This is a genomic window from Serratia sp. AS12, from assembly GCF_000214195.1.
In the GTDB taxonomy this organism is placed as follows: domain Bacteria; phylum Pseudomonadota; class Gammaproteobacteria; order Enterobacterales; family Enterobacteriaceae; genus Serratia; species Serratia plymuthica.
Genome location: NC_015566.1, coordinates 1,522,548 through 1,548,047, shown reverse-complemented (window position 1 = coordinate 1,548,047; position 25,500 = coordinate 1,522,548). Strand labels below are relative to the sequence as shown.

Genomic DNA, 25,500 nt, shown 5'->3' with positions numbered 1-25,500 from the left:
GCAAAACCGCAATGAAACCGCACGCCGGATTCTGGCTGGCGACGCTGGGGATCAACACCGCTTGGCTGCTGGCGGTCCTGGGCCGCGATCGGGTCAATGCCGTACTGCTGGCCGGCGCGGTGCTGGCACTCATCTTTACCCCGGCGCACCGGCGGCGATGGGCGCTGTTGGCCGCCCTGACAGGTATCCTGATGGACAGCCTGTGGAACTACACCGGCGTGCTGCATTTCAGCGGCCACAGCCTGTTGCCGTTATGGATGGTTGCCCTGTGGCTGGCCTTTGGCTGCTGGTGGTTTTGGCTGCTGGATCTGATCAAATCCGCCCCTTTGCCGCTGGCGGTCCTGGGTTCCATCGCCGGGCCGCTGGCGGGCATTATCGGCTGGAAGTTGGGTGCAATACAGCCAGGTACCGCGCCGGAAATCATGCTGTTGCTGCTTTCTGTCGGTTGGGCCATCTTTCTGCCCGCCGTAAGTTGGCCTCGTCTGAACAAACCGGCCCCGTAACCGCGCGGGTTACCTGCCATTCGGCGGAATATCGCTTTTTCACTGGCCCTTTCTCCATTAAAAAACTGCTGAAAAGCGTTGCTTATCCTCCACCCGATCGGGTTTACTGAGTCCTCTAATAATAACCTTCCCTGCAGAATAAAAACCCATGCTTAGCCAAAATAGCCGTAACGTCCTGCCGTTAATCGGGGCACTGTTCACGTTATATATTGTTTGGGGGTCGACCTACTTCGTTATTCGTCTGGGCGTAGAGAGCTGGCCGCCGTTGATGATGGCCGGCATTCGCTTTCTGGTCGCCGGGATCGTGCTGTTCAGTTTCCTGGCGCTGCGCGGCCATGCCCTGCCAACGCCAAAACAGTGGCTGGCCGCCGGCACCATCGGCATTTTGCTGTTGGCTGTGGGCAACGGCCTGGTGACCGTGGCGGAGCATCAGAACGTGCCTTCCGGCATTGCCGCGGTAATGGTGGCGACGGTACCGCTGTTTACCCTGTGTTTCAGCCTGCTGTGGGGCATGCGCAATACCAAACTGGAATGGGCGGGCATTGCGCTGGGCCTGGTGGGGATCGTGCTGCTGAATACCGGCAATAACCTGGTCGGCAACCCGACCGGCGCGCTGCTCATCTTGCTGGCCTCCGCCAGTTGGGCGTTTGGATCGGTGCTGGGGTCACGCATCTCACTCCCCGCAGGGCCCATGGCCGGTGCGGCGGAAATGCTGGTCGCCGGCGTGGTGTTGCTGGCGGTCAGCCAACTGAGCGGCGAACGCCTCACCCAGATGCCCAGCGCCAAAGGCTTCTTCGCGCTGGGTTATCTGATCGTCTTCGGCTCCATGTTGGCGATCAGCGCCTACATGTTTTTGCTGAAAAACGTGCGCCCGGCGGTAGCGACCAGCTATGCCTACGTCAACCCGGTGGTGGCGGTGCTGCTCGGCATCGGCTTTGCCGGCGAGTCGTTGGCGCCGCGTGAATGGGCCGCGCTGGTGATTATCGTCGCTGCGGTGGTGCTGGTGACGCTGGGCAAATACCTGTTCACCCGCCCGGCAAGCCGTATAAACAGCAAATAGTATGACCAGGGGCGAAGATATTCGCCCCTATGCCGCCGCCAACAAAGCTGCGGCAGGAAAGACCACGGGTATAAAAACGAGTCTTGTTTCACCCGACAAAGGGTCTATAATTCCCGCTGTTCCGAACAACCTGCGAAATTATTCCTATGCTGAAAAAAGCCTTTATCATCGTTATCGCCCTGGCCGCCTTTGGTTCACTGGGTGGCGTATTCCTGGCCGGGCTGAATATGTACACCCGTTCCACCACGCCGCTCGAAGAAAGCACCACCACCAGCGATGCCGCCGTAAGCACGGCTCCGGCGGACAGCATTCAAGCCAAGTGATGCTCCATCCAGCCCTGGCAACGTTGCTGTAAAAAACGTTGCAACAGCCTGACGCGCTCCGATACCTGCGAACGGTGCGGGCACACCAGGCTGATGGGCACCGCGTCGCTCTGCCATTCCGGCAATAGCTGCACCAAACGCCCCGCGTGAATATCCGCCACCACATCGATGGCCGATTTACGGACAATACCGTGCCCGGCCAGCGCCCAGCGCCGCGCCACCTCGCCGTCGTCGGTAAAATAATGGCCGTTCAACGGCACTTCAATGCACTCATCCCCACGCCACAAGCGCCATTCGGCCTGCCTGCGCCCGCTGGGCTGATAAATCAGAATGCCGTGTTGCGCCAGTTCTGCCGGCGTCTGCGGCACCCCATACCGTTGCAGATAAGCCGGGCTGGCGCAGATTAAGCGCCGGTGCTGCGGCAAAATGGGCAGCGCCACCAGCGAAGAATCCGCCAGTTGGCCAAAGCGCAGCGCAATGTCTACCGGCTCGCGGAACAGATCGGCCTGGCGGTCGTTAATCAGCAATTGCAGCTGAATATGCGGGTGCTGTAGCTTGAATTCGTCCAGCCAACCCAACAGCAGGTTGCGGCCAAAATCCGACGGCGCAGAAATTTGCAGCATGCCGGATAGCCCCTGGTGTTTCTCGCGTATCGCCTGTTCCCCTTCCGCCAACGCGCCTAACGCCAGCCGGGCGCTATCAAGATAACGCCGCCCTTCCTCCGTCAACCGCAGGCTGCGGGTGGAGCGCACCAACAACCGTACCCCCAGCCGCTGCTCCAGCCTTTTAACCGCAATGCTGGCCGCCGCCGGGGTGATATCCAACGCACGTGCCGCCTCTGAAAAGCTGCCGCCGTCAACCGTACGAACGAACACGTCGAGATCGATAAAGGATGTCATGGAGATCCTGGCGTTACGCCTATTATTAAAAATAATTTATAAGTGTTTACCATTTAGGCTGATTTTTCGCGGATTTTCAATGATTGATGATAGATAGCATCGACATTCATGGCAATCGAGGCGCTATCATGACCCTCTCTTCTTCTTCCCTGAACCGGCAAAAGCTGGTGATCCTTGGCGGTAACAGCGGTATCGGCGCGGCAGTGGCTTACGCCGCCGTGGCAAACGGCGCCAGCGTAGTGCTGGCCTCACGCCGCACCGGGTGCATGCAACACTATCAGCCCGCCGACGGCGGCCACCTGCGGGTAATGCAGGCGGACGTCACCGACGAAAGTTCGCTGCGTGCGCTGTTCGCCGAGGTCGGCGAGTTCGATCATCTGGTGTTCACCGCCGGGCCGGTCGTCCAGGCCAAACTGCTGGCGGATACGGATTTTGACGAGGCGCAGGCCAATTTCGACGTCAAACTGTGGGGCGCATTGCGTGCCATACAGGCTGCGCTGCCTACCTTGTCGCCACAGGGCTCCATCACCCTGACCTCCGGCCAGCTGTCGCGCAAATACCTCAGCGGGCAGTTGATTAAAACCGGCATCAATGCGGCGCTGGAGGCGATTGGCAAACAGTTGGCGAAAGAGCTGGCGCCGCGACGGGTCAACGTGGTCAGCCCCGGCGTTACCGCCACCGAAGCTTACGATGCCCTTGGCGCCGAACGGCGTCAGGCGATGTTCGCCAACATCGGCGCCGGGCTGCCGGTCGGGCGCGTCGGCCAGGCGGCGGACGTGGCGGCAGGGTATCTGCTGGCAATGGAAAACGGCTTTATCACCGGCAGCGTGATTGATATCGACGGCGGCGGCCTGCTGTAAATTTGGCAAGCGCCGCCTGGGGAACGCCTACAACGCCGTCACCCCCAGCGCGGCGGCCTGTTGTTCCAGTGCGGTGATTTTTTGGTACGCCGAACGGGGGACCAGCGTGAAATCGCCAATCAGCAGGCTATCGCTCACCGCTTCCCCCACCATCGCCTTCGCTCCGGCGCGCAATATTTCCAGCTGTTCCGGCGGCGTATGCGCAGGAGTAATCAGCGGCAGCCCCGGAACGACGGCCGTCCGGCCAATAATTTTCACCCCCGCCAACGCCTGCGGTTGCGCCCGTTTGAGCAATTCCAGGCTGACGCAGTCAATGGCCGCAATGTCCGCTTCGCGGCTTTGGATTAGCCTGAGCGATTGATAATGCGCGCCGGAGGCAATGGCGGCGCGGAAGAATTTTCCGTCTTGCGCCAAAGGCGCGATCAGTGCGCGCAGGCTGTTATGGCCAGACTGCGAATCGGTGCTGTTATAGGCCGCTACCCGACCACGAAAATCCGCCAGGCTTTCGCCCGGCTCATCATCGCGTACCACCAACCAGCTGCTGTATTCCGGCCCCTCGCAACCCTCGACGCGATAGTGATAAGTACCGACCAGTTGTACCTGCGGCAGGCTACTGACCAGCGGATAGCCGCAGGTCTGGCTGAGCAAGACATCGTCCTGCTGCCAGTGCCGCGCCAAATCCTGCGGCCAACTCAGTTGCGGCGGCAAATCCGCCAGCCCCAAGTCTTGAAGTTTTTCGCGCAGCACCTGCCAAAAGGCCTCGGCCGGTTGATGCGTAACGCCGTACATCGGCAAAGATACCTGCTTCATGTCCCTTACCCCACAGAAGGATCCGCCAGCGTCTGCTGACGCCAGGCGGTGAGATAGCGCACCCAGCGCTCAAACAGCATATCGGTGATGATCGCCAGCAAGGCCACCACCGCTGCGCCCTGGATCACATAGGCGGTATTGAAACCGCTCAGGCCGATGATGATCGGCGAACCCAGCGTTTTGGTGCCGACGGTGGAGGCGATCGCCGCCGTGCCGATGTTAATGATGACCGACGTGCGGATACCGGCGACAATCACCGGCGCCGCCAGCGGCAGCTCGACCCGCCACAGGATCTGCCTGGCGTTCATCCCCACTCCCTGCGCAATCTCACGCGTGGCGCTGGGCACCGATTCAATCCCCGCCAGCGTCCCCTGCAAGATGGGCAGCAGGCCGTACAGTACCAGGGCAATAATCGCCGGCTGCTCGCTAAAGCCCATCACCGGCACGGCAACCGCCAGCACCGCCACCGGCGGGAAGGTCTGACCGACCGCCACCAGGGTTTCCACCAGCGAGCGGAACTCCTTGCCGGCCCGGCGGGTCACGCCAATCCCGGCCGCCACGCCAATCACCACGGCGATCAGGCTGGAAATCGCCACCAGCAACAGATGCGCCCACACCAGCGAGATAAAGCTGTCTTGCTGATAGACCGGCCGGTCCAGATCGGGGAACCAGGCAGCGAACAGCCCGTGCAAATGATTCATGCCAAACACCAGCGCCAGCAGCAATGCAAAGGTCCAGGGCAGCGGATCGCGCAGCCAGCGCGTGGGACGCTGCGCACTCATGACAGCGCCTTTTGGTTAATCAGATCGTTGAAATGCAGCACGCCGAGCGCTTCGCCCTGTTCGCCCACCACCGGTAAACGTTCACTGCCGCGCGCCACAAACACCGACAGGGCTTCGCGCAGGCTCATGGCGGCAGCGATCGGCTCGCCGTCGGCACTGCCGGGACGCACGCGCTCCGCCACCGTTCCCAGCGACAGCAGCTTGATGCCGCGATCGCTGCGGCCGAAGAAATCGCGGACAAAATCGTTGGCCGGCGCGGTCAGCATCTCCAGCGGCGTACCCTGCTGCACAATACGCCCCTGATCGAGCAATACGATGCGGTCCGCCAGCGCCAGCGCTTCGTCGATGTCGTGCGTCACCAGCACGATGGTGCGCCCGGAAAGATGATGAATGCGCGCAATCTCCGTTTGCAGCGCCGCCCGCGTCACCGGATCCAGCGCACCGAAAGGCTCATCCATCAGCAGCACCTCGGGATCGGCGGCCAGCGCGCGCGCCACCCCAACCCGCTGCTGCTGCCCGCCAGAAAGCTGGTGCGGGTAGCGGCGGCGGAACAGATCCGGCTCCAGGTGCAGCAGCTCCAGCAGTTCGGTCACCCGGTCACGGATGCGCGCTCGCGGCCATTTCAGCAGCTGCGGCACGGTGGCGATGTTCTCCTCCACCGTCCAGTGCGGAAACAGGCCAATCGACTGGATGGCATAGCCCATCCGGCGGCGCAGATCCTGCGGTTTGAATTTCTGGATCTCCTCGCCGGCAAAATAAATCTTGCCCTGATCGTGCTCGATCAGCCGGTTGATCATTTTTAACGTCGTGGATTTACCGGAACCCGAGGTGCCGATCAGTACGGCAAATTCGCCCTCGGCAATCTGCAGCGTAAGGTCGTCCACCGCCGGCTTGCCCTGAAAAATCTTGCTGACCTGGTTAAAGTGAATCATCGGCGTGACACTTCCAATAATGAAACCATAAATTTAAACAGCGAATCGACGATTACCGCCATCACAATCACCGGGATCACCCCCAGCAACACCAAATCCAGCGCGCTGCTGAGCAGGCCCTGGAAGACGATGGCGCCAAACCCCCCGGCACCGATCAGCGCCGCCACCACCGCCATGCCGACGGTTTGCACCGCCAGAATGCGCACGCCGGTCAGAAACAGCGGTAACGCCAGCGGCAACTGCACGCGCAAGAAAATCTGCCCGCGCGTCAGGCCCATGCCACGCGCAGACTCGATCACGCTGGCCGGCACGCTTTGCAGCCCGGCCACCACGCTGCGCACCAGCGGCAACAGGGCGTACAGCACCAGCGCAACGATCGCCGGCGCCATGCCGATGCCGCTCACGCCGTGCTCCGCCAGCCAGGGTACCGCCGTCGCCAATCCGGCCAATGGTGCTATCAGCAGACCAAACAGCGCAATCGAGGGCACGGTCTGGATAATGTTCAGGGTGGAGAAGATCGGCGTTTGCCAGCGACGGGAACGGAAACACAGTACCCCGAGCGGCACGCCAATCAGCAGCGCCGGTACCAGCGTCGCCAGCAGAATGGTCAGGTGCTGTAACAGCGCGGCGTCAAACACCTCCTGCCGGTTGTAGTACTCTTTCAGCAACGAAAGCTGATCCAACTGATGCCCAAACAGCAGCGCTAACGCAGGCAGCACCACCAGCAGATTGCCGAGGATACGCCACAGGTGCGAGGCAGCGAGGCGGGTCAACGCGTCGGCGGCCATCAGCAAGCTCAACGCCACTATCAGCCAGCAGCCGCTGCCCCAGGAGGTGCGCGCCAGTTTGGCCCCTTCCTGCGCCAGTTGTTGTGCGGCATGGCCGCTCAGCCAGAAGGCCAGCGTCAGCAATGCCGAAGCGGCCAGCGCGGTGAGCAACGCATTGCGCCTGCTCGGCGCCAGCAGGCTAAGCACCGCCAGCACCAGCATCGGCGCCAACAGCCACAACGCCGGGCCATGCAGCAGGGAGATCAGGGAAATGGGCTTGCCCGACAGCAGGCGATTGGGGGCATAGCTGAGAAATGGCAGGCCAAATGCGGCCAGCAGCAACAGGATGAGCAATGTCAGTAAAACGCGGTTTTTTACGGCAATAATCAAAGAAACTCTCCGGCTCCATGTCTGGTGGGCCGTATCCCGCCCCTCTCCCAAGGGGAGAGGGGGAAGATCGGCGTTATCCCTTAACAAATCCTTTCTCTTTCAGATAAGCGGCCGCAACCTGTTTGGCATCCTGGCCTTCCACCGCGATCTGCGCGTTGAGTTTCTGCAGCGTCGGGCCATCCAGTGAGGCAAATACCGGCTTCAGCAGCTCGGCGATATTGGCGTGCTGTTTCAACGCCGCCTCGCGGATAATCGGCGCCGGTGCGTAAATCGGCTGCACGCCTTTTGGATCTTCCAGCGTTTGCAGCCCCAGCGCCGCCACCGGGCCGTCGGTGCCGTAGGCCATCGCCGCATTCACGCCGGAGGTTTGCTCCGCCGCCGCCTTGATGGTCACGGCGGTATCGCCGCCGGCCAGCGACAGCAGTTGATCCTGATTCAGTTTAAAGCCGTAAGCATTTTGGAACGCTGGCAGCGCATCCGGGCGTTCGATAAACTCCGCCGAAGCCGCCAGCTTGAACTTGCCGCCGCCGTTGATCCACTTGCCCAGGTCGGCCAGGGTTTTCAGGTGGTTGGCGTCCGCCACGTCCTGACGGATGGCGATAGTCCAGGTATTGTTGGCCGGCGAGGCAGCCAGCCAGACTATTTTGTTCTTGTCATAATCGAGCTTCTTCACCTTCTCGAAACCGGCCTGAGCGTTTTTCCACGCCGGATCTTTCTCATCGGAGAAGAAAAATGCGCCGTTGCCGGTGTATTCCGGGTAGACGTCAATCTCGCCGGAGGTGATCGCCCCGCGCAGCACCTTGGTGGTGCCGAGCTGCAATTTGTTGGTGGTTTTGATGCCGTTGGATTCCAGCACCTGCACGATGATGTTGCCGAGCAGCGAACCTTCGGTGTCGATTTTAGACCCGACGCGCACCGTATCGGCCGCCTGCGCCACGCCGACGCTCGCAGCGAGCAAGGTCAACGCCAGAGCAAAGAAACGTCCGCGTGATGGGGTGATAGCCATACTTTTTCCTCTTGTTGTGTGTTTTCCGGCTATTTGGCCAGATCGATTGGAAAATCCTGAGAAACGCGCTTCCATCGCGCAATCAATGTCTCTGCCGGCCAGGCGTCATATTCGCCCTGGTGCGCCGCCGATGTTTCACCGCCACTGAAAGGGTGAACCTCAACGGCAACCGGGGTAAATGCGTAGTCACTCACCCATTGGCCATAGCCCTGCACCACAAATCCCTGGCTGCGCTGCCGGTACGCGCCGCGCTCCGCCAGATACACTTCCCGTAAACCGTACCACGGCAAGCCGGGCAGATCATGGTGAACTAAATGATAGTTCAGATTGAGAAACAGCAGCCGCCACGGCCACGCCGCCTCATTAATAATAGAACGTGCCTGCGGAGCTTCAACGGCGCGATGCTCAAAAAACGATCTCACCTTGGTCAGCGCCAGCGCCGGGTAACTGACGGCCAACAGGTAAAACGCCGCGCCAATGCCCTGCTGTTGCAACCACCCCAGCAGCACCACCAACAGCAGCAGGTGCACCAGCCACATCGCCAGCGTACGTACTTCGCCGGCGGCGATAGCCTTCAGTGCGTTGACCAACGTAGCGGCAATATCCAGCGCCGGGCCAAACGCAATGCGCCCGACCAGCGTATTGCGCACCTTCGCCAACAGCGGAAACAGCCGTGGGAAACGCCGCCATTGGGCCTGGCTGAAATAATAGCTTTCGGGATCTTCATGCGGATCGGTCAGATGTTCATTGCGGTGGTGCTGAATATGCGAATCGCGATACAGACCATAGGGATACCAAACCGCCAGCGGCAACAGGCCAAACAGCTGATTGACTCGCGGCCAGCGCGTTGGGTGGCCATGGATAAGTTCATGTTGCAACGACATATACCAGGTGGTCAACAGGATCAGCAGCGGCGTGCCAAGCCACGGCCCCATCGTCTGCCAGTACTGTGCCACGCCAAACCAGCCGCCGTAAACCGCCGCCATAATGCCCCAGGTCGGCAGTTCCAGCCGCCAGTACCAGCGCCGGTTCAATTGCCGGATCCAGTTACGCTGGGCAGAATGCAGATAGTGGCTGTGGCGTTGGGTTGAGGACATGCTGCGGCTCGCTGTAGGAAATTTTCCTCAGTATCTGCGAGCCGCAGTGGCGCTCAAAATAACGAAAGCGGTAAAGCAAAGTTAAAAATCAGCTATTTGCGTAAACGGCCTGTGGCTGACAGTCGATAGGGAAATTGACCGAGTTGGCGATAAAGCACAGGTGGTGCGCTTTTTCATGCAGTTGTTGCGCCAGTTGCAGATCGTCGCCGTCCCGCACCGTTACCCGCGGGCGTAGCGTCACCGAAGTAAAGAACCCGCCGCGCTGGGCATCTTCGCGCATGATGCCGACGGCGTTGTCCTGATAGGCCAGCACCGAAATCCCCGACGTGGCGCACAGGTGTAGATACCAAAGTTTGTGACAGGCGCTGACTGACGCCACCAGCAGATCCTCCGGATTCCAGCGGGCGGCGTCGCCGCGAAAGGCCGGATCGGCGGAACCGGCAATATCCGCCTTGCCTGCGGCGCTGATGCGATGATCGCGGCCGTAAGATTTGTAATCCGGCGTACCGGCGCCCAGGTTACCTTCCCAGTTCACTTCCACGTCGTACCGATGTTCACCTTTCATTACCCGATTTTCCTTTTGCCATGCATCAAAAAACGCTAATCAGAGATGACCGGGGTAGACATCCCCGGCATCGGCATACTGCTGTAACCGTTCGCGCCACCATTTCGCCGCCAGACCGGTGGCGCTTTCACGCCAGCCAAAATAGGCGACATCGCTGCAACGTTCCGCTTCGACGATCTTCGCCACCAGTTCGCCGCTTTTAAGGTAAGGTTCGGCCAGGTAGCGCGGCAGATAACCGCAGCCAAGGCCGCTGAGCTGCGCCCGCAGTTTGGCGTCAAAGCCAAAGACCGTCAGTTGATCTTGCTCCTCGAGGATATTGAGGTTCTGCGGGGCATTCACCCGCGAGGTATCCCGTACTACTACTGCCCGGTGCTGCCGGATATCGGCCTTCAGCAAGGGCTCTGCCAGCGCCGCCAGCGGGTGCTGCGGGGCCACGGCAAACACGTAATCCAGCCGGCCCAATTGACTGAAAGCATAGCCAACGCGCGACGGCGGTTCACAAATAGCGCCGATAATAATGTCCGCGCAGCCATAAACCAGCGACTCCCAGGAGCCGGCCAGCACCTCATGACTAAAGGCCAGGCGGGTATGATGATGGTGCTGATAAAACTCTTCAATCAGCGGCAACAGCCGTTCGAACGGGAAGGATGCGTCAATGCCCAGCGTGATCTCGCTTTCCCAGCCGTTTTCCACATAGCGCGCCTGCTGTTCCAGATCCTGCGCCGCCCGCAGCAGCACCCGACCCTTTTCCAACATCAGTTTGCCGGTATCGGTAAATTTCGCCCGGTGGCCGGAACGGTCAAGCAGGGTAACCTCGAGATCGCTCTCCAGTTTCTGCACCATATAGCTCAGCGCCGAGGGCGTTTTGAACAGCGCCGAAGCCGCAGCGGCGAACGAGCCGTGCCGATCCAGCGCATCCAAAATCAGTAACGCTTCCAGGTTTAATCTCACCGTATTCCCCCGTGTATAAAAAAACTCAACAAGATGGCAAAAATTCTGCGCTATCTTTGAAATCAGCCCCTGTCTACCCTGCATTTTATCGGCTTTGCATTACGGCGGTTAATTCGCAGTAGGATTGGGAAAGTAAATCATGTCTGAATTTCAATTACTTGATAAAGATAACTCCGCGCTGATTTTTATCGACCACCAGCCGCAGATGACCTTTGGCGAGGCTAATATTGATCGTCGGCTACTGAAAAACAACGTTGTCGGTTTGGCCAAAGCCGGCAAGATCTTTAACGTTCCGACGCTGTTCAGCGCGGTCGAAACCGAGCGTTTCAGCGGCGCTATTTGGCCGGAACTGCTGGCGGTTCGCCCTGAGATCGCCCCCGTTAAGCGCACCACGATGAATGTCTGGGAAGATGCCGCTTTTGTCAGGGCCGTCGAGGCCATCGGCCGCAAGAAGCTGGTGATTTCCGCGCTGTGGAACGAGGTCTCTCTGACCTGTCCGGCATTGATGGCACTGGAAGCCGGTTACGACGTTTATGTGGTTACCGACACTTCCGGCGGCAGTTCGGTCAATGTGCATGATCGCACTATCGATCCCATGGTCCAGGCCGGTGCCACCCCGGTGACCTGGCAGCAGGTGCTGTTGGAATATCAACGTAACTGGGCGCACAAAGAAACCTACGACGCGGTGATGGCGCTGGTGCGTGAGCACGGCGGCACTTACGACATGGGCGTTGACGACGCAGCCTCTCTGACGCCCCTTGCACCGCTGCGAGTGATGAAATAATTGCCCGCCCCGGCCGCGCCGGGGTCTTTTTTGGAGTCGACTTAATGGTTCATCAGCAGCACGTCACGTTAGTGATCACTCATCGTCTGGCACCGGGTCAGGAACAGGCCTACGAGGCCTGGCTGAAACGCATTATGCCGGAAGCCGCCGGCTTCGCCGGCCACCTGGGTGTTAACGTGATCCGCCCTACCGGCAGCGAGCAGGCTTATACGATATTGGTGCGTTTTGACAGCATCGACAATTTGAACCTGTGGAACAACTCGCCGCTGCGCAAGAAATACATCGAAGAAGTGGCGCCGCTGTTGCTGGAAGACGACCACGTGGATATTCGCCCCGGCGCGGAATTCTGGTTCACGCCACCGAGCGCCACTACCCGGCCACCCGCCAAGTGGAAACAGTTTTTGATCACCCTGCTGGTGATCTTCCCCTCCACCAATCTGGTGCCCTGGTTCTGGGGCAAACTGCTGCCGCAATTGGGGGGGACGCTGCCCGGCCATTTTCTCAATGACGCTACCGTGGTCGCGCTGGTGGTTTTCCTCTGGATGCCGATCGTGACCCGCGTCTTTCATCAATGGCTCATCCGCCACTAGGCGGTCTGCCAGGAGAACGGATCACAGGGATTGAACGGATGTTAGCCTGGGTTGGCAGGGAAAGGGTTTACGCCGCCGACGGTTTGGGCACGTTCGGTTGTTCATGCTTTGCATTTTTAATCACATCAAGCTACCAGCTTAACAACTTATTAAGCTGGTAGCTGATTAACATCCTAAGCTATGGCGTTTTCAGCCTGGGCGCGCCATAGCCGGCCGCCTAATCGCGATTGATATCGAGCCAGCGACGCTGCTCGGCGGAAGCGGCTATCGCATCCAGCACGCAGGACACTTTCCAACCTTCTTCGAAATCCGGCCACATGCGGTCGCCGGCGGCAATGCCGTTAACCAGATCGCGGATCTCCACCGTTTTCTGATCGTTAAAACCGATACCGTGCCCGGCGCTGATGCAAAACGCCGCGTAGTCCGGGTGCTTCGGCCCCACCAGCAGCGTTTTGAAGCCCTGCCGCTCTGCCGGCTCGTCATGGCGATACAGCTTCAGTTCCGCCATCCGTTCCTGGGTATAGCTGAGCGTGCCTTTGGTGCCGGTCACCACGTAGGTCAGCCCCATCTTGCGCCCGCAGGCAATGCGCGAGGTTTCGATAGTGCCCATGGCGCCGCCGGCAAAACGCACCAGCGCACTGGCCTGATCTTCGTTTTCCACGTCATGCATCACCGTCGGGTCTTTGGCATCCGGCCGCTGTTTGATAATGGTCTGCATGTCGCCGGAGACCGCCACGATATCGCCCACCAGGTAATGCGCCATGTTGACGATGTGCGCTGCCAGATCCCCCAGCGCGCCCAATCCGGCGCTGGCCTTGCGGCAGTGCCAGTCTATCGGGGTGCGCGGATCGGCGAGATAGTCCTCATTGTGGGTGCCGTAGAAATGCACCACCTCGCCAATCTCGCCGTTGGCGATAATTTCGCGTGCCAGCTGGCTGGTCGGGTTCTTCATATAGTTGAAACCCACCAGCGTTTTAACCCCTTTGGCGCGGGCGGCCTGCACCATTTCGGCGGCATCACTGGCGTCCAGCGCCAGCGGTTTTTCGGAATAAACATGTTTACCGTGGCGGATCGCCTCCAGCGCCATCTCCTTGTGCAGGAAGTTTGGAGCGCAGATATCCACCACATCAATAGCCGGATCCGCCACCAACTGCCGCCAGTCGCCGGTAGAGCGTGAGAAACCAAACTCGGCGGCGCGCTGTTGCGCCAACTCCGGCGTCACTTCCGCCAGCATTTCCAACACCAGTTCGCCTTTCAGTGGAAATACCGTGGCCGCCTGCGCATAAGCAATAGCGTGGCAACGCCCAATGTAGCCGGTGCCAATTAACCCAACGCGTACCTGTTTCATCACCTTCTCCCCTGCCGATATCCGTAATGTGGCCGGCGCGCCGCTTAATGAAACGCGCCATCTGAGACAAGGTTATATGGAATATAAATTTCAATGACAAGCCAAAGGAAAAATAAAACTCATATCCGTGATGCCGTTCATGAAACCCTGCAGGCCATGATGCAACGGCGTGACGATCGCGATACGCGGCACCCAGCGGTGAAGAACGCACGGATAAAATGGATATTTTATTCAGACTGCTGACAAAGTCCGTTATTAGGGAAAGCGTGCCGAAGGGGTCGTAACGGCCTTGGCCGTCGACCAATTTGCCGGGAGCAAATTGGAACGACTTCAAGTCGGCCCGTAGGGTGGGACACAGGGACGTGTCCCATAATGGCCCCTCAGTGCGCTAGGCCCGGGTATCTCAGGCTCACAGACCACTTTGTCATCGACCTCAATAAAATGGATATTTTATTTCATATCACGGCAAACCGTTGGCACCATACAGCAAGAACCCCGACCGCTGCTTAAGCCGTTGCAGATACGCATTCAGCCTCGGGTAATCCGGGCGCGAGAACGGCGTCATCAACCAGCGGTTCAACGACAGCCCGATCACCACGTCCGCCAGGCTAAAAGCCGCACCGGCCATATAAGCCTGGCCCTGCGCCAGGTGCTGTTCCAGTATGCCCATCAGCCGGTTCCACTCCCTTTCGGCATCCGCCAACCGGGCCTGATCCTGATAAGCGGCATCCTGACGCACCCGCGACATGAAAACATAGCGCCAGGCGTTGTTCAGGTCGGTAGCCTGCCAGTCCATCCACATCTCGACCCCGGCCCGCGCGCCCGGCTCCAACGGCAGCAGATCCTGGCGCCCTTCACGGCCCACCAGGTAGCGGCAAATCGTATTGGATTCCCACAGCACCCGCTCGCCGTCGATCAGTACCGGCACCAGCCCGTTGGGGTTAAGCGCCAAAAACGCCGGTTCCTGGGTGGAGCGAAAACCGCTGCCCCAATCCTCCCGCTGTAATGCCACCTCAAGTTCATGGCAGGTCCACAGTACCTTGCGCACGTTAATCGATGATGCTTTACCCAATAACTTCAGCATGCCGTTTCCTTATTATTCCAGCCAAAAAGGTTTGCGCCCTTCCCGCCGCGCATCGGCGCGCGTCAGACCGACATCCGCCAACTGCGCGTCGTCCAGCAGCAACAGCGATTTACGCGTGCGGTAGCGTTGCAGGTACAAACGCCAACGGAAAAAGAATAACCGGCTCCGCGCCGGCGCACCATCTGCAAACAGGGTCATCATTGCGTTCTCCTTCGATTTAGCCTCGGCGTTCATGATGCGGCGCGAGTGAAAAACGGTACAGATTCAAGTCAGGGGTATTTTCTCCATACAAAAGCTGTCTCTGCGTATCTGAATGGTCTAATTTAATCCCATCTGTGCCGGTTATTTTCCCATTCACTCTTATTTTGGGTATCTGTATGACACGCTATGCCACGCTGGCCGCCATCCTCAGCCAACGCATCGAACAGGGGCTTTATCCCGCCGGCGATCGCCTGCCGTCGGTACGCATGCTGAGCCAGGAACACGGCGTCAGCATCAGCACGGTGCAACAGGCTTACCGCCTGCTGGAAGAGAGCCAACTGGTGGAGGCGCGGCCGAAATCGGGCTATTTCGTGCGGGGGCTGCGCACCTTAGCCGAGCTGCCTGCCGTCACCCGCCCGGTGCAGCGGCCGGTAGACATTTCGCAATGGGAGCAGGTGCTGGAACTGATCCGCACCAAACCGCGTGAAGATTTGGTACAGCTGGGGCGTGGCATGCCGGATATCAGCGAGCCGACGCTGAAACCGCTGGTGAAGGCGCTGGGGCATGTGGGCCGCCATGGCGATCTGCGCAGCCTGTATTACGACAATATTCAGGGCGTGATGGGATTGCGTGAGCAAATCGCCCGCCTGCTGCTGGATTCCGGCTGCCAGATAAGCGCCGACCAGTTGGTGATCACCACAGGTTGCCATGAGGCGCTGTCCGCCGGGCTGCGCGCCGTGTGCCAGCCGGGGGACATTGTGGCGGTGGACTCCCCCTGTTTTCACGGCACCATGCAAACGCTGAAAGGGTTGGGCATGAAAGCGCTGGAGGTCCCGACCGACCCGCTGACCGGCATCAGCCTGGAGGCGTTGGAAATGGCGCTGGACCAGTGGCCGATCAAGGCAATTCTGTTGACGCCCAACTGCAACAACCCGCTGGGCTACATCATGCCCGAAGCGCGCAAGCAGCGGTTGCTGACGCTGGCGCAGCGCCATGATGTGGCGATCATCGAAGATGACGTCTACGGTGACATCGCTTACCAGTATCCTCGGCCGCGCACCATCAAGTCCTTCGACGACGATGGCCGCGTGCTGTTGTGCAGTTCCTTTTCCAAAACGCTGGCGCCCGGCCTGCGTATCGGCTGGATTGCCCCCGGCCGCTATCTGGAGCGCGTGCTGCACATGAAATATATCGGCACCGGCTCCACCGCCACCCAACCGCAGTTGGCGATTGCCGACTTTATCCGTCACGGCCATTACCTGCAGCATCTGCGGCGCATGCGGACCCGCTATCAGCAAAACCGCGATCGGATGACCGGTTGGATCATGAAATATTTCCCGCCCGGCACCCGCGTCAGCCAGCCGCGCGGCGGTTTTATGCTGTGGATTGAGCTGGACGACGAATTTGATACCCTGCGACTGAACCGCTATCTGGAGCAACAGGGCGTGCAGATCGCCGTCGGCAGCATTTTTTCCGCCTCCGGCAAATACCGTAACTGCCTGCGCATCAACTACGCCCCGAAACTGACGCCAGAGATTGAACAGGCGGTTAGCCGAGTCGGCAAGACCATCCAAAGGCTACTGTTGGCGCCGGTAGCCGACATCGAAAGCGCCCAGGCGCTGCGGGAGTAAAGCTTGTCGCAATCGGATTATCCGCGCCTGCCCTAACCTTTTACACTGGAGCCTTTCTCAACAGGCAGCCAAAGGAATCATCATGAGCAGCGATCAAATTCCGGTATCCGGTGCGCTGGCGGTTCGCTTCGCGGCGCTGGGGGTGGATATTGAACAGGTTAGCCAATTGGCCGGCCTTCCCAGCGGGTTGCTCAGCGACGGACGCGAAAAAGCCAGGCTTTCCACCCACCAGTATTTTGAAATCTGGCGCGCGCTCGCCAGACTGACCAATGATGCCGCATTCGGTTTACGCCTCGGCGGCGACGTGGCCCCGGAGCACTACGATATCGCCTCGGTCGCGGCGCTGCATTCCGCCACGTTAGGGGAAGCCTTGCAGAAGGTGGCCCGCTATAAGCGGCTGGTGTGCCCGGAGGAGCTGATGCTGACGGAAGACGGCCACGGCGTGCGGCTGCATACCCGCTGGCTTATGGCCGAAGGCCACGCCCCCGATCTGCTGATTGACACCATGTTTGCCTACATCACTACCTTGTGCCGCCGTGGTACCGGCATGGCGATCCAACCCCGGGCGATCGAGCTGACGCGCCGCCAGGACCCCGCTTCCCCGCTGCTGCGCTATTTTTCCTGCCCGATCCATTTCAACGCGCCGCTCGATGTGCTGGTGTTCGACCGCACGCTGATGAAGCAACCGTTTATTACCTATAACCAGGACAGTCTGGCCGTTTTGCTGCCCGGCCTGGAAGCCGAACTTGCCAGGGCGCAGCAGGATGACAACCTGCCCGCACAGGTCATGGCGATCCTCGCCCGCAGCATGCGCGGGCAACGGCCCAGCGTGAACAGCGTGGCCGCCGAACTGTACGTCAGCCCGCGTACCCTGCAACGACGGCTGCAACAACAGGGCTACAGCTATCAGCAATTGCTGGACAAAACCCGCCACCGCACCGCCTGCCACCTGCTGTCAGACACCGATCTGGAGCCGGGTGAAATTGCCTTCGTGCTGGGATTTGAAGAGTTGAATTCGTTCAGCCGCGCCTTTATGCAGTGGGAATCGCAAACGCCGAACCGTTGGCGCAGCCGGCGCGTGACCGCCCGCCAGGAGAACAGATGATGAGAGTGATAATCTTCGGGGTCAGCGGTATGGTCGGCCAGGGTGCGTTGCGCGAATGCCTGCTCGACCCGCAGGTCACAGAAGTGCTCAGCGTCGGCCGCAGCCCGCTGGCGCAAAGCCACGCCAAACTCAGGCAGTTGACGACGCCCGCCCTCAACGACCTGTCGGCGCTGGAGCCACAGTTCGCCGGCTATGACGCCTGTTTGTTTTGCCTCGGCGTCTCGTCCTTTGGCATGAGCGAAGCCGACTATCGCGCGGTGACCTACGATCTGACGCTGGCCGCCGCCCGTCCACTGGCGCGGCTGAATCCGGCCATGACTTTTATCTACGTTTCCGGCGCCGGTACCGACAGCAGCGAACAGGGCCGCAGCATGTGGGCCAGGGTCAAGGGGGCGACCGAAAACGCCCTGCTGGCGCTGCCGTTCCATGCGGTGATGTTCCGCCCCGGCGCTATTCTTCCGCTACACGGCATCCGTTCCAAAACCCGTGCTTATCATTTGCTGTATACGCTGTTTAAACCGCTGTGGCTGGGTGCCTTGCGGCTGTTCCCCAATCAGGTCACCACGACCGAAAGGATCGGGCTGGCGATGCTGGCGGTTGCGAGACGCACGACGCCGCTGCTGATCATCGAACCGGCAGAAATTAACCGGTTGGCGCTGCCATCGGCAGTATGATTCTGCTATGTTAAAGCCGCGCGTGCGGGCTGTTTGCCCGCGCTTTCGCCCCTGAGACAAAAGACAGAGATCATGCCGTCAAAGATTTTATTCAGCGCCTGCCTGGCCGGTTTTAAAGTTCGCTATAACGGCTCCGACAAACCGCTGGTCAACGCGACCCTGCAACGCTGGCAGCGCGAAGGCCGCCTGGTGGTTTGCTGCCCGGAGTTGGCCGCCGGTTTTTCCACCCCGCGCCCCAGCGCAGAAATTACCCCGGCCGCCAATGGCGCCACCGTGCTCGCCCAGCAGGCGCGGGTGATGGAGGCCGGTGGCGGCGACGTCACCGACAGCTATCTGCTTGGCGCCCATCTGGCGCTGGAAACCGCACGGCGGCACGGCTGTCGCTTTGCGCTGCTCACCGACGGCAGCCCGTCCTGCGGCAGCCAGTTTATCTACGACGGTTCTTTCAGCGGCCAGACCAAACCCGGCAGCGGCGTTACCGCCGAGTTGCTGCGCCAGCATGGCATTGAGGTGTTTTCCGATCGCCAACTGGTTGCGCTGATCGCCCGGGTTGAGGCGGTGGAACGGATCTAGCGGCGCAGATACGCCGCCAGCCGCTGCTGCAGATGCGAAATGCCCTGCGGATGGGTGATAAAGCGGTCGATAGCCATCATCTGCCAGCATTGCCCCTCATCGCCAAAGCGGATGGCGGCAATTTGAGCCTGGGTGATTTCGCCCACCATAAACCAGGTGGGCGGATAGCCGGCCAGAATACCATCATAGCGCTGTTGCCAGTTCACCTGCCGAGCGGTAATGTGCAGGCCAAATTCCTCGAAGGTTTCGCGTTGCACGCATTGCAACGGCGTTTCATCGCCTTCACGCCCGCCGCCGGGCAGATCCCAGCAGCCGGGCCAGGGGATGCCGATTTTGTCATCACGCCGATAGGTCAGCAGGCTATCGCCGCACAGCAGCGCGATTTTGGCGCCGCCGAAGCTGTTGTTGTCCATTACGCCTCATGATTATCCGCCCCGTTTGCCAATCATCTTACCTCATCCGCCCACCCGCTGGTGTATAGTGAAAATCCGTTTTCACAACAGGCGAACAATAGCGATGAACTCTCCGTTTCTGGTTACCCCACAATGGCTTGCGCAGCATATCAACGATGAAGATCTGGTGGTGGTTGATGTCAGGATGTCCCCGGTCGGCCTGGTGCCGAAAAAGGATATGCTCGCCGAGTTCGAACGCGGCCATATACCGGGCGCGGTGTACTTTGATATCGACGACGTAGCCGACAAAAGCACCGCCCTGCCGCACATGTTGCCGACGGCGGCGGAATTCAGCGCGGCAGCGGGCAAGCTGGGCATCAACGATAAGCACACCATCGTGTTTTATGACGAGGGCAATCAGTTTTCCGCACCGCGTGGCTGGTGGACCTTCCGCAACTTTGGCGCGCAGCGGGTTTATGTGCTGGACGAAGGCCTGAACGGCTGGACCGCGCTGGGCCAGACGCTGGAAACCGGCCCGGCACAGCCTGAACCCCAAACCTTTGACGCCCGTTTCAACGCCGACGCCGTCGTGAATATGCAACAGGTGGAGCAGGCGCTGAACACGGAAGTGCAGATTTTGGACGCCCGCGCCGCGCCGCGTTTTTACGCCGAAGCGCCGGAGCCGCGCCCAGGGCTGCATCGCGGCCATATCCCCGGCAGCATCAATATTCCTTACGGCGAACTGCTGGAAAACGGCCACTTCAAATCGCTGGAAGCGCTGAAGAAAACCTTCAGCGATAAAGGGGTGAACATCAACGGACCGATCGTCACCAGCTGCGGCTCCGGCGTCACCGCCGCGGTACTGGCGTTTGGCCTGCTGTCGCTTGATGCACCGCAGGTGAAGCTGTATGACGGCGCCTGGACCGAATGGGGTGCGCTGAGCGGCAATCAACCGATCGAACAGGACTAGCCGTCGATCCGTTCGGCCACGATCTGCGCCAGCCGTCCAATGGCCGCAGAGGGGTTTTCTTCGGCGCGGTGCAGTACCACGCCGATGTGACTGAGCGCCGGCAAAGCGCCGGGGGCGAGGCAGAGTAATCCCGAAGGCAGCCCGGCATCGGTGCGCACCGTGACCCCCAACCCGGCGTTGACCGCCGCCCACACGCCGTTCAGGCTGCGGCTGGTGAAGGCGATGCGCCACGCGATACCGGCGCGATCCAGCGCGTTGGTGGCCGCACTGCGCATCAGGCAGGGGGCGTCGAACATCACCAGCGGCAAGGGTTCATCACCGCCCTGCCACTGGCTCAGATCGAAGTTCGGCGAGGCGATCCAATGCATCATGCGGCGGCCCAAATCCTGCTGAAACGGCGTGCTGATGCCGCCATCCCACGCCAGTGACAAATCCAGCTGCCCTTTCAGCACCCAGTCGATCAGCTCTGCGTTGCGGGCGATGCGCGCCTCTATGCGCACCTTCGGATGGGCGCGGGTAAAACTACCCAGCACCTGGGGCAAAAAGGTTTCACCGAAATCTTCCTGCAGCCCAAGCCGCACGGTTCCTTGCAAATCCAGCCCGCGCACCGCAGCGGCAGCCTCGTCGTTCAGTTCCAGCAGCCGGCGGGCGTAGCCCAGCAGCGTTTCACCGGCCTCGGTCATCACCATACCCCGCCCGGATTTTCGCAAGATCGGCGCGCCGATCTGCTGCTCCAGTTTTTTCAGATGCGCGCTAACCGCCGAGGTTGATCGCCCCAACCGTTCCGCCGCCCTGGCGAAACTGCCCAATTCAATGCCGGTAACGTAACTGCGCAGATCGTCGAGATCGAAAGTGACTCGCCCCATGCTGACCATCCCGTTTTCAAGAACCATTAGTCAAAATAATGCCGATTTTACTGATAAAGATGGCGTGTCATGCTCGCCGGGTCAATGCCTTTCAGGAGAATCATCATGCTTGCCATGCAATACAACTTCGCTCTGCCCGCCGATTACGATATGGCGATTATCCGCGACCGCATCAGCCGTTTTGGTCACCTGCTGGATAACTGTCCACAGTTATTGATTAAAGCCTATCTCTATGCACAGAAAGGTGAGCACAGCGGCGAAAATCTCTATGCGCCGTTTTATCTGTGGAACAGCAGTACCGGCATGAGCGATTTTCTGACCGGCGACGGCTTCAAGGGTGTAAGCCAGGCCTTTGGCTGGCCGCAGGTGACCCATTGGCTGCCGTGGTTGACGCATTTTGACCGCCAAAGACTCACCGAAGCCACCTGCGCCACGCGCCAAACGCTGCCGATTGCGCCTTACAGCGATCTGGCCGCGTTGCGCCGGCAGCAGCAGGCCAACCCCGCCGCCCTGGACAGCAATGCCGTGGCCAGCATAGTGGCCTTTGATCCCGCCGCTTGGCAGCTGGTGCGGCTGCATCTGTGGCGGGAACTGCCGCCGGCGCCGGAACCCGGCACCCAATGCTACCGGATTGGCCACCTTTCCGCCCCCTTTGACCACACAGCACCGCGGGTTGACAGCCAGACTTGATATTGATAATCATTATCAAATAAAGTCATTCAATTACGATCCGCAATATGCCGATCGTCAGGGCCAACCGCTATGTCACAGTCGCCTATCACACCTTACGCCACCTCTTGCTGCATCGTCGGCGGTGGCCCCGCCGGGCTGATGCTCGGCTACCTGCTGGCACGGGCGGGGATTAACGTCACTGTGCTGGAAAAACACGCCGATTTCCTGCGCGATTTTCGCGGCGATACCCTTCACCCTTCCACGCTGGAAATCATGCATCAGCTTGGCCTGCTCGATGAGCTGCTGGCGTTGCCGCACCAGCGCGCAGAGACGCTGCAGGCCGAGATCGCCGGGCGCGATATCACGCTGGCCGACTTCACCCGGCTGCCGACGCGCTGCAAATTTATCGCGTTCATGCCGCAGTGGGAGTTTCTCAATTTTCTGGCAGAAAAGGCAGCGGCCTTTCCTGAATTCACGCTGATCAAATCGGCGCAGGCACACCAGCTGCTGTACGATCGCGGCCAGGCGTGCGGCGTACTGGCGGATACGCCCGAAGGCCCGATCCGCGTGCGCTGCCAGTTGGTGGTCGGTACCGACGGGCGCAACTCGGTGGTGCGCGAACAAGCAGCATTCAGCAGCCGCGCGTTTGGCTCGCCGCGAGATGTGCTGTGGCTGAAGCTCGATAAAAAACCCGGCGATCCGGCCTGGTCGATGGGCCACACCGGCCCGAAGCAGAACTTCATCATGATCGACCGGGGCGAATATTGGCAGTGCGGATACTCTATCGATAAGGGCAGTTTCGAGGCGATTCAGCAAGACGGCCTGGAGACGTTTTTACTGCACATCGCCGAAGTGGCGCCGTTTCAGGACGATCGCCTGCTGGACATCCAAAGCTGGCAACAGGTGAAGCTGTTGAGCATTCGCATCGACAGGCTCGACTGTTGGGCCAAACCCGGCGTGCTGTGCATCGGTGACGCTGCACACGCCATGTCGCCGATTGGCGGTGTCGGGGTGAATCTGGCGATTCAGGATGCGGTCGCCACCGCCAACAGCATCATTCCTCCGCTGCGCAGCCACAGCCTGCAACTGAAACACCTGCAGCAGGTACAGCGCCGGCGCAATTTCCCCACCAAAGCCACCCAATTTCTGCAGATCAAGATGAGCCAACGCAGGCCGAAAAAACGCCGTGCCGGCGGTGGTTCCAGCCTGATGACCCGCGTCGGCAACAGCCGCTGGCTGCCGCACCTGTTCGGCCGCATTATCGGGCTGGGGTTTCGTCGGGAAACACCTAAACATCTTGAAAACTAACGCGCTATACTTATCGCTCTCCACTTCGCATGAGGCTAACGCATGTTCACTGTCCGTCAGGCCACCCTCGCCGATGCCGCCATGGTACACGACATCGGCACCCGTACCTATCAGGCGCATTTCGGCGAACTTTGGCACTATAAAGAGGAGCTGGACGCTTTTTTGGCGCAAGACTTTGCGGTTGAGGCGTTAGAAAAAACGCTACAGGATCCGGAAGTTTGCTGGCTGCTGGGTTATGAAGGCGAGGATCTGGTGGGCTATGCGCGGCTGAATTTCAACAGCCTGCTGGCGCCGACGCAAACCACCGGTGCAGAGCTGCAGAAAATCTATTTCCTGCCGGAATACGCCGGCCGGGGTTACGGCCAACTTTTCTTTGAGCAGGTACAGCAACGGGCTGTAGAAAGGCAACAACCCATGCTGTGGCTGGAGGTGCTGCAACGCAATACCAGCGCCCAGCGCTTTTATCAGCGCCAGGGGCTGAGCCTGTGCGGCGAGACCTGCTACACCAGCGCACAGGGTTCCATCGGCATCTGGTATATGAACAAAGCGCTGTAAACACAGCGCTTGCCCCGCCCTGTCAGGCCGGAAACTCCAGCGCGTCGGTCAAATCCCCCAGCGGTTTTTGACCGCGTTCCGCCATCGCTTTATCGCGCTCGGCCACCCCTTCCAGCGTCGGCAGATCGAATACCCGGCTGATCAAGCGCAGGATCGAGCCGGTATCGTATACCCTGTGATCGACATAGCCTTTACGGGCAAACGGCGAGACGACCAACGCCGGAATGCGTGATCCCGGCCCCCAACGATCGCCCTGCGGCGGCGCAACCGGATCCCACCAGCCGCCATTCTCGTCGAAGGTGATCACCACCACGCTGTTGCTCCACTGCGGGCCGTTACGCAGGCTGTTGATGATGTGGGCGATATGACGATCGCCGGCCTCCACATCGGAATAGCCCGCATGCATATTAAGGTTGCCCTGCGGCTTGTAGAAAGTCACCGGCGGCAGTGTGCCTGCCTCTACCGCCGCCAAAAAGGCGTTGGTGGCCGGTGAGTCGCCAATGCCGCCGTCGCGCAAATGGGCTTCGCGTGCCTGTGGGTTGCCCGGCCCCAGATTTTCGAAGTAATTGAATGGCTGATGGTGATACTGGAAGTCCGGTGCGCCGGGAAAATCGCCCTGATCCTTGCGGTTGTCCAGCGCATACTGCCAGCCGCCGGCGTACCACGCCCAGTCGACGCCCTTCTGATTGAGCAAGTCGCCGATGTGCGTGTGCTTTTGCGGCAGCAACACATTGGGCTGAGTGGCATCCGCCAGCGTGGGGTCTTTTTCATCTCGGGTCCACGACGGCCAGTACGGCGGCGCCATGGTGTTTACCGCATAACCGTCCGGCGTCAGCAGGCTCTTGCCAAACAGCGGGATGCCGAATGATGCGCTGACCGGCGAATCGCCCAGCGGCTTCAGACGCGGGTCGGCCGCGTCATCGCTTTCAAGCTGGGCAATGCCCTCTTTGGCGATGGAGTTTTGTACGTCGGGGTAAAACGGCGGGCGGGCGCAGACCAGATACTGATGATTGAGGAAGGAGCCGCCAAAGGCGCCCTGGAAAAAGTTGTCGCACAGGGTAAATTCCTGGGCCAGCGTCCACAGCCGCAGGTTATAGGCGCCGTCACCGTAGTAGCCCATGGTCAGCGCGCCGGAATCCGCCCAGGCGACAAACTTGTCGTTTTTACCGCCGTTGATCTGCATCTGGTTTTGATAGAACACGTGCCACAGATCACGCGTCACCACGCCGTGCGGCAGGTTCTCCCCTTGCGGCCCGGTCAAGACAAACGGCTGATTCGGCAGTTGATTGGTGAATACCGCATCCTCGCCAATGCTGTAATTAACGTGCCCGACTTCCTGCGCCTTCGGCACCAACCCCTTCCAGATTGGCGGCAGCGTCTCCAGCAGCCGATCGTCGCGGTCACGCTGCTGGTACTCTTCGGGCTTGAGCGCCGACAGCGGTTTTTCCACGCCGGGGAAATTGGCGAACAGGTTATTAAAGCTGCGGTTCTCGGCATAGATCACCACCACGTTTTTCACATGGCGGCGCAGCAGCGGGTTTTGCGCACCTTCCGGCAGGCCACTCAACAACAGTTTCTTATTGCCTTCACCGGCTGCATTGGCCAGCGGCGCAAGGGTGGCGCCGACGCTCAGCGCCGTCGCCCCCGCCAGAAAACGGCGGCGCGCCGGGTTAGCGGGTTGTTGCTCGTTGTCGCCCGCGGACGACGGCAGATCGTTATGCGGTTTATCGCTCATGTGCCTTCCCTCTAAAATTTTTAACTTGTTGATTTGTTATCAATTTATTTAAGAGACATTATGCTAG

At 60.0% G+C, this 25,500-nt stretch carries 29 protein-coding genes; 14 read left to right on the top strand and 15 right to left on the bottom strand.

Going from position 1 to position 25,500, the window contains the following annotated elements; translation table 11 throughout:
• The first annotated feature begins 11 nt into the window (after positions 1-11).
• From SERAS12_RS07260 to SERAS12_RS26420, 3 genes are all read left to right on the top strand, one after another.
• Complete coding sequence (locus tag SERAS12_RS07260) at positions 12-503, top strand: DUF2878 domain-containing protein (RefSeq protein ID WP_013812093.1); 492 nt, start codon at positions 12-14, stop codon at positions 501-503.
• Positions 504-651: 148 nt separating this feature from the next.
• The gene (gene yedA / locus SERAS12_RS07255; RefSeq protein ID WP_013812092.1) at positions 652-1,563 is read left to right on the top strand and encodes a drug/metabolite exporter YedA; all 912 of its coding nucleotides are present in this window, start codon (positions 652-654) and stop codon (positions 1,561-1,563) included.
• A gap of 146 nt (positions 1,564-1,709) precedes the next feature.
• The gene (locus SERAS12_RS26420) at positions 1,710-1,886 is read left to right on the top strand and encodes a hypothetical protein (protein ID WP_006324305.1); all 177 of its coding nucleotides are present in this window, start codon (positions 1,710-1,712) and stop codon (positions 1,884-1,886) included.
• Here the strand turns inward: SERAS12_RS26420 and SERAS12_RS07250 are convergent.
• Positions 1,874-2,785: a LysR family transcriptional regulator gene (locus SERAS12_RS07250; protein WP_013812091.1), complete on the bottom strand. Its 912-nt coding sequence runs from the start codon at positions 2,783-2,785 to the stop codon at positions 1,874-1,876. The two genes, SERAS12_RS26420 and SERAS12_RS07250, sit on opposite strands and share 13 nt — an antisense overlap.
• Before the next feature lie 128 nt (positions 2,786-2,913).
• On the opposite strand from SERAS12_RS07250, the gene SERAS12_RS07245 reads away from it, so the two are divergent.
• Positions 2,914-3,645, top strand: a complete 732-nt coding sequence (locus tag SERAS12_RS07245) for an SDR family oxidoreductase (protein WP_013812090.1) — start codon at positions 2,914-2,916, stop codon at positions 3,643-3,645.
• A gap of 27 nt (positions 3,646-3,672) precedes the next feature.
• Here SERAS12_RS07245 and SERAS12_RS07240 read toward each other — a convergent pair whose 3' ends face one another.
• The 8 genes from SERAS12_RS07240 to SERAS12_RS07205 form a co-directional block, all read right to left on the bottom strand.
• The gene (locus SERAS12_RS07240) at positions 3,673-4,455 is read right to left on the bottom strand and encodes a phosphate/phosphite/phosphonate ABC transporter substrate-binding protein (protein WP_013812089.1); all 783 of its coding nucleotides are present in this window, start codon (positions 4,453-4,455) and stop codon (positions 3,673-3,675) included.
• A gap of 5 nt (positions 4,456-4,460) precedes the next feature.
• On the bottom strand, positions 4,461-5,237 hold the full coding sequence (locus tag SERAS12_RS07235; protein ID WP_013812088.1) for an ABC transporter permease: 777 nt from the start codon (positions 5,235-5,237) through the stop codon (positions 4,461-4,463).
• Positions 5,234-6,169, bottom strand: a complete 936-nt coding sequence (locus tag SERAS12_RS07230; RefSeq protein ID WP_013812087.1) for an ABC transporter ATP-binding protein — start codon at positions 6,167-6,169, stop codon at positions 5,234-5,236. The genes SERAS12_RS07235 and SERAS12_RS07230 overlap by 4 nt, the downstream gene beginning before the upstream one ends.
• Positions 6,166-7,326 carry an ABC transporter permease gene (locus SERAS12_RS07225; RefSeq protein WP_013812086.1) on the bottom strand — a complete coding sequence of 387 codons (1,161 nt, stop codon included), beginning with the start codon at positions 7,324-7,326 and terminating at the stop codon, positions 6,166-6,168. The genes SERAS12_RS07230 and SERAS12_RS07225 overlap by 4 nt, the downstream gene beginning before the upstream one ends.
• 73 nt (positions 7,327-7,399) lie before the next feature.
• Positions 7,400-8,332, bottom strand: coding sequence for an ABC transporter substrate-binding protein (locus SERAS12_RS07220; protein WP_013812085.1), 933 nt, complete (start codon positions 8,330-8,332; stop codon positions 7,400-7,402).
• 29 nt (positions 8,333-8,361) lie between these two features.
• Complete coding sequence (locus SERAS12_RS07215; protein WP_013812084.1) at positions 8,362-9,429, bottom strand: fatty acid desaturase; 1,068 nt, start codon at positions 9,427-9,429, stop codon at positions 8,362-8,364.
• Positions 9,430-9,517: 88 nt separating this feature from the next.
• Entirely contained in the window at positions 9,518-9,994 is a 477-nt protein-coding gene (locus SERAS12_RS07210) for an OsmC family protein (RefSeq protein ID WP_013812083.1), read from the bottom strand.
• 39 nt (positions 9,995-10,033) lie between these two features.
• Positions 10,034-10,945, bottom strand: coding sequence for a LysR family transcriptional regulator (locus SERAS12_RS07205; protein WP_013812082.1), 912 nt, complete (start codon positions 10,943-10,945; stop codon positions 10,034-10,036).
• A gap of 139 nt (positions 10,946-11,084) precedes the next feature.
• Here SERAS12_RS07205 and SERAS12_RS07200 point away from each other — a divergent pair, with 139 nt between their 5' ends.
• On the top strand, positions 11,085-11,729 hold the full coding sequence (locus SERAS12_RS07200; protein WP_013812081.1) for an isochorismatase family protein: 645 nt from the start codon (positions 11,085-11,087) through the stop codon (positions 11,727-11,729).
• 44 nt (positions 11,730-11,773) lie between these two features.
• The gene (locus tag SERAS12_RS07195; protein WP_013812080.1) at positions 11,774-12,319 is read left to right on the top strand and encodes an antibiotic biosynthesis monooxygenase; all 546 of its coding nucleotides are present in this window, start codon (positions 11,774-11,776) and stop codon (positions 12,317-12,319) included.
• Between the two features lie 217 nt (positions 12,320-12,536).
• On the opposite strand, the gene SERAS12_RS07190 is transcribed toward SERAS12_RS07195, so the two are convergent.
• The 3 genes from SERAS12_RS07190 to SERAS12_RS07180 form a co-directional block, all read right to left on the bottom strand.
• Complete coding sequence (locus SERAS12_RS07190) at positions 12,537-13,667, bottom strand: Gfo/Idh/MocA family protein (protein ID WP_013812079.1); 1,131 nt, start codon at positions 13,665-13,667, stop codon at positions 12,537-12,539.
• A gap of 460 nt (positions 13,668-14,127) precedes the next feature.
• Positions 14,128-14,751 carry a glutathione S-transferase family protein gene (locus SERAS12_RS07185; RefSeq protein WP_013812078.1) on the bottom strand — a complete coding sequence of 208 codons (624 nt, stop codon included), beginning with the start codon at positions 14,749-14,751 and terminating at the stop codon, positions 14,128-14,130.
• Between the two features lie 12 nt (positions 14,752-14,763).
• Positions 14,764-14,952: a DUF1127 domain-containing protein gene (locus tag SERAS12_RS07180; protein WP_013812077.1), complete on the bottom strand. Its 189-nt coding sequence runs from the start codon at positions 14,950-14,952 to the stop codon at positions 14,764-14,766.
• A 176-nt stretch (positions 14,953-15,128) separates the two neighbouring features.
• Between SERAS12_RS07180 and SERAS12_RS07175 the strand changes: the two genes are divergently transcribed.
• The 4 genes from SERAS12_RS07175 to SERAS12_RS07160 all read left to right on the top strand — a co-directional run bounded on the left by SERAS12_RS07175 (position 15,129) and on the right by SERAS12_RS07160 (position 18,935).
• Positions 15,129-16,583, top strand: coding sequence for a PLP-dependent aminotransferase family protein (locus SERAS12_RS07175; RefSeq protein ID WP_013812076.1), 1,455 nt, complete (start codon positions 15,129-15,131; stop codon positions 16,581-16,583).
• Positions 16,584-16,665: 82 nt separating this feature from the next.
• Positions 16,666-17,688 carry an AraC family transcriptional regulator gene (locus SERAS12_RS07170; RefSeq protein WP_013812075.1) on the top strand — a complete coding sequence of 341 codons (1,023 nt, stop codon included), beginning with the start codon at positions 16,666-16,668 and terminating at the stop codon, positions 17,686-17,688.
• Positions 17,688-18,362: an epimerase gene (locus SERAS12_RS07165; RefSeq protein ID WP_041415993.1), complete on the top strand. Its 675-nt coding sequence runs from the start codon at positions 17,688-17,690 to the stop codon at positions 18,360-18,362. Before SERAS12_RS07170 ends, SERAS12_RS07165 begins: the two co-directional genes overlap by 1 nt.
• Positions 18,363-18,434: 72 nt before the next feature.
• On the top strand, positions 18,435-18,935 hold the full coding sequence (locus SERAS12_RS07160; protein WP_013812073.1) for a DUF523 domain-containing protein: 501 nt from the start codon (positions 18,435-18,437) through the stop codon (positions 18,933-18,935).
• On the opposite strand, the gene SERAS12_RS07155 is transcribed toward SERAS12_RS07160, so the two are convergent.
• Positions 18,932-19,348, bottom strand: coding sequence for an NUDIX hydrolase (locus SERAS12_RS07155; protein WP_013812072.1), 417 nt, complete (start codon positions 19,346-19,348; stop codon positions 18,932-18,934). The two genes, SERAS12_RS07160 and SERAS12_RS07155, sit on opposite strands and share 4 nt — an antisense overlap.
• A gap of 103 nt (positions 19,349-19,451) precedes the next feature.
• On the opposite strand from SERAS12_RS07155, the gene sseA reads away from it, so the two are divergent.
• Positions 19,452-20,297, top strand: a complete 846-nt coding sequence (gene sseA, locus SERAS12_RS07150; RefSeq protein WP_013812071.1) for a 3-mercaptopyruvate sulfurtransferase — start codon at positions 19,452-19,454, stop codon at positions 20,295-20,297.
• Here sseA and SERAS12_RS07145 read toward each other — a convergent pair.
• A complete protein-coding gene (locus SERAS12_RS07145; protein WP_013812070.1) occupies positions 20,294-21,163 on the bottom strand; it encodes a LysR substrate-binding domain-containing protein in 870 nt (289 codons plus the stop codon). The genes sseA and SERAS12_RS07145 overlap by 4 nt on opposite strands.
• 105 nt (positions 21,164-21,268) lie before the next feature.
• On the opposite strand from SERAS12_RS07145, the gene SERAS12_RS07140 reads away from it, so the two are divergent.
• The 3 genes from SERAS12_RS07140 to SERAS12_RS07130 all read left to right on the top strand — a co-directional run bounded on the left by SERAS12_RS07140 (position 21,269) and on the right by SERAS12_RS07130 (position 23,698).
• Positions 21,269-21,853 (top strand): DUF4865 family protein, encoded by a 585-nt coding sequence (locus SERAS12_RS07140; RefSeq protein ID WP_013812069.1) that lies wholly within the window; start codon positions 21,269-21,271, stop codon positions 21,851-21,853.
• A gap of 72 nt (positions 21,854-21,925) precedes the next feature.
• Entirely contained in the window at positions 21,926-23,143 is a 1,218-nt protein-coding gene (locus SERAS12_RS07135; protein WP_013812068.1) for an FAD-dependent oxidoreductase, read from the top strand.
• Between the two features lie 42 nt (positions 23,144-23,185).
• Positions 23,186-23,698, top strand: a complete 513-nt coding sequence (locus SERAS12_RS07130) for a GNAT family N-acetyltransferase (RefSeq protein ID WP_013812067.1) — start codon at positions 23,186-23,188, stop codon at positions 23,696-23,698.
• Between the two features lie 22 nt (positions 23,699-23,720).
• On the opposite strand, the gene acpA is transcribed toward SERAS12_RS07130, so the two are convergent.
• Complete coding sequence (acpA, locus tag SERAS12_RS07125; protein ID WP_013812066.1) at positions 23,721-25,433, bottom strand: acid phosphatase; 1,713 nt, start codon at positions 25,431-25,433, stop codon at positions 23,721-23,723.
• Positions 25,434-25,500 lie beyond the last annotated feature (67 nt).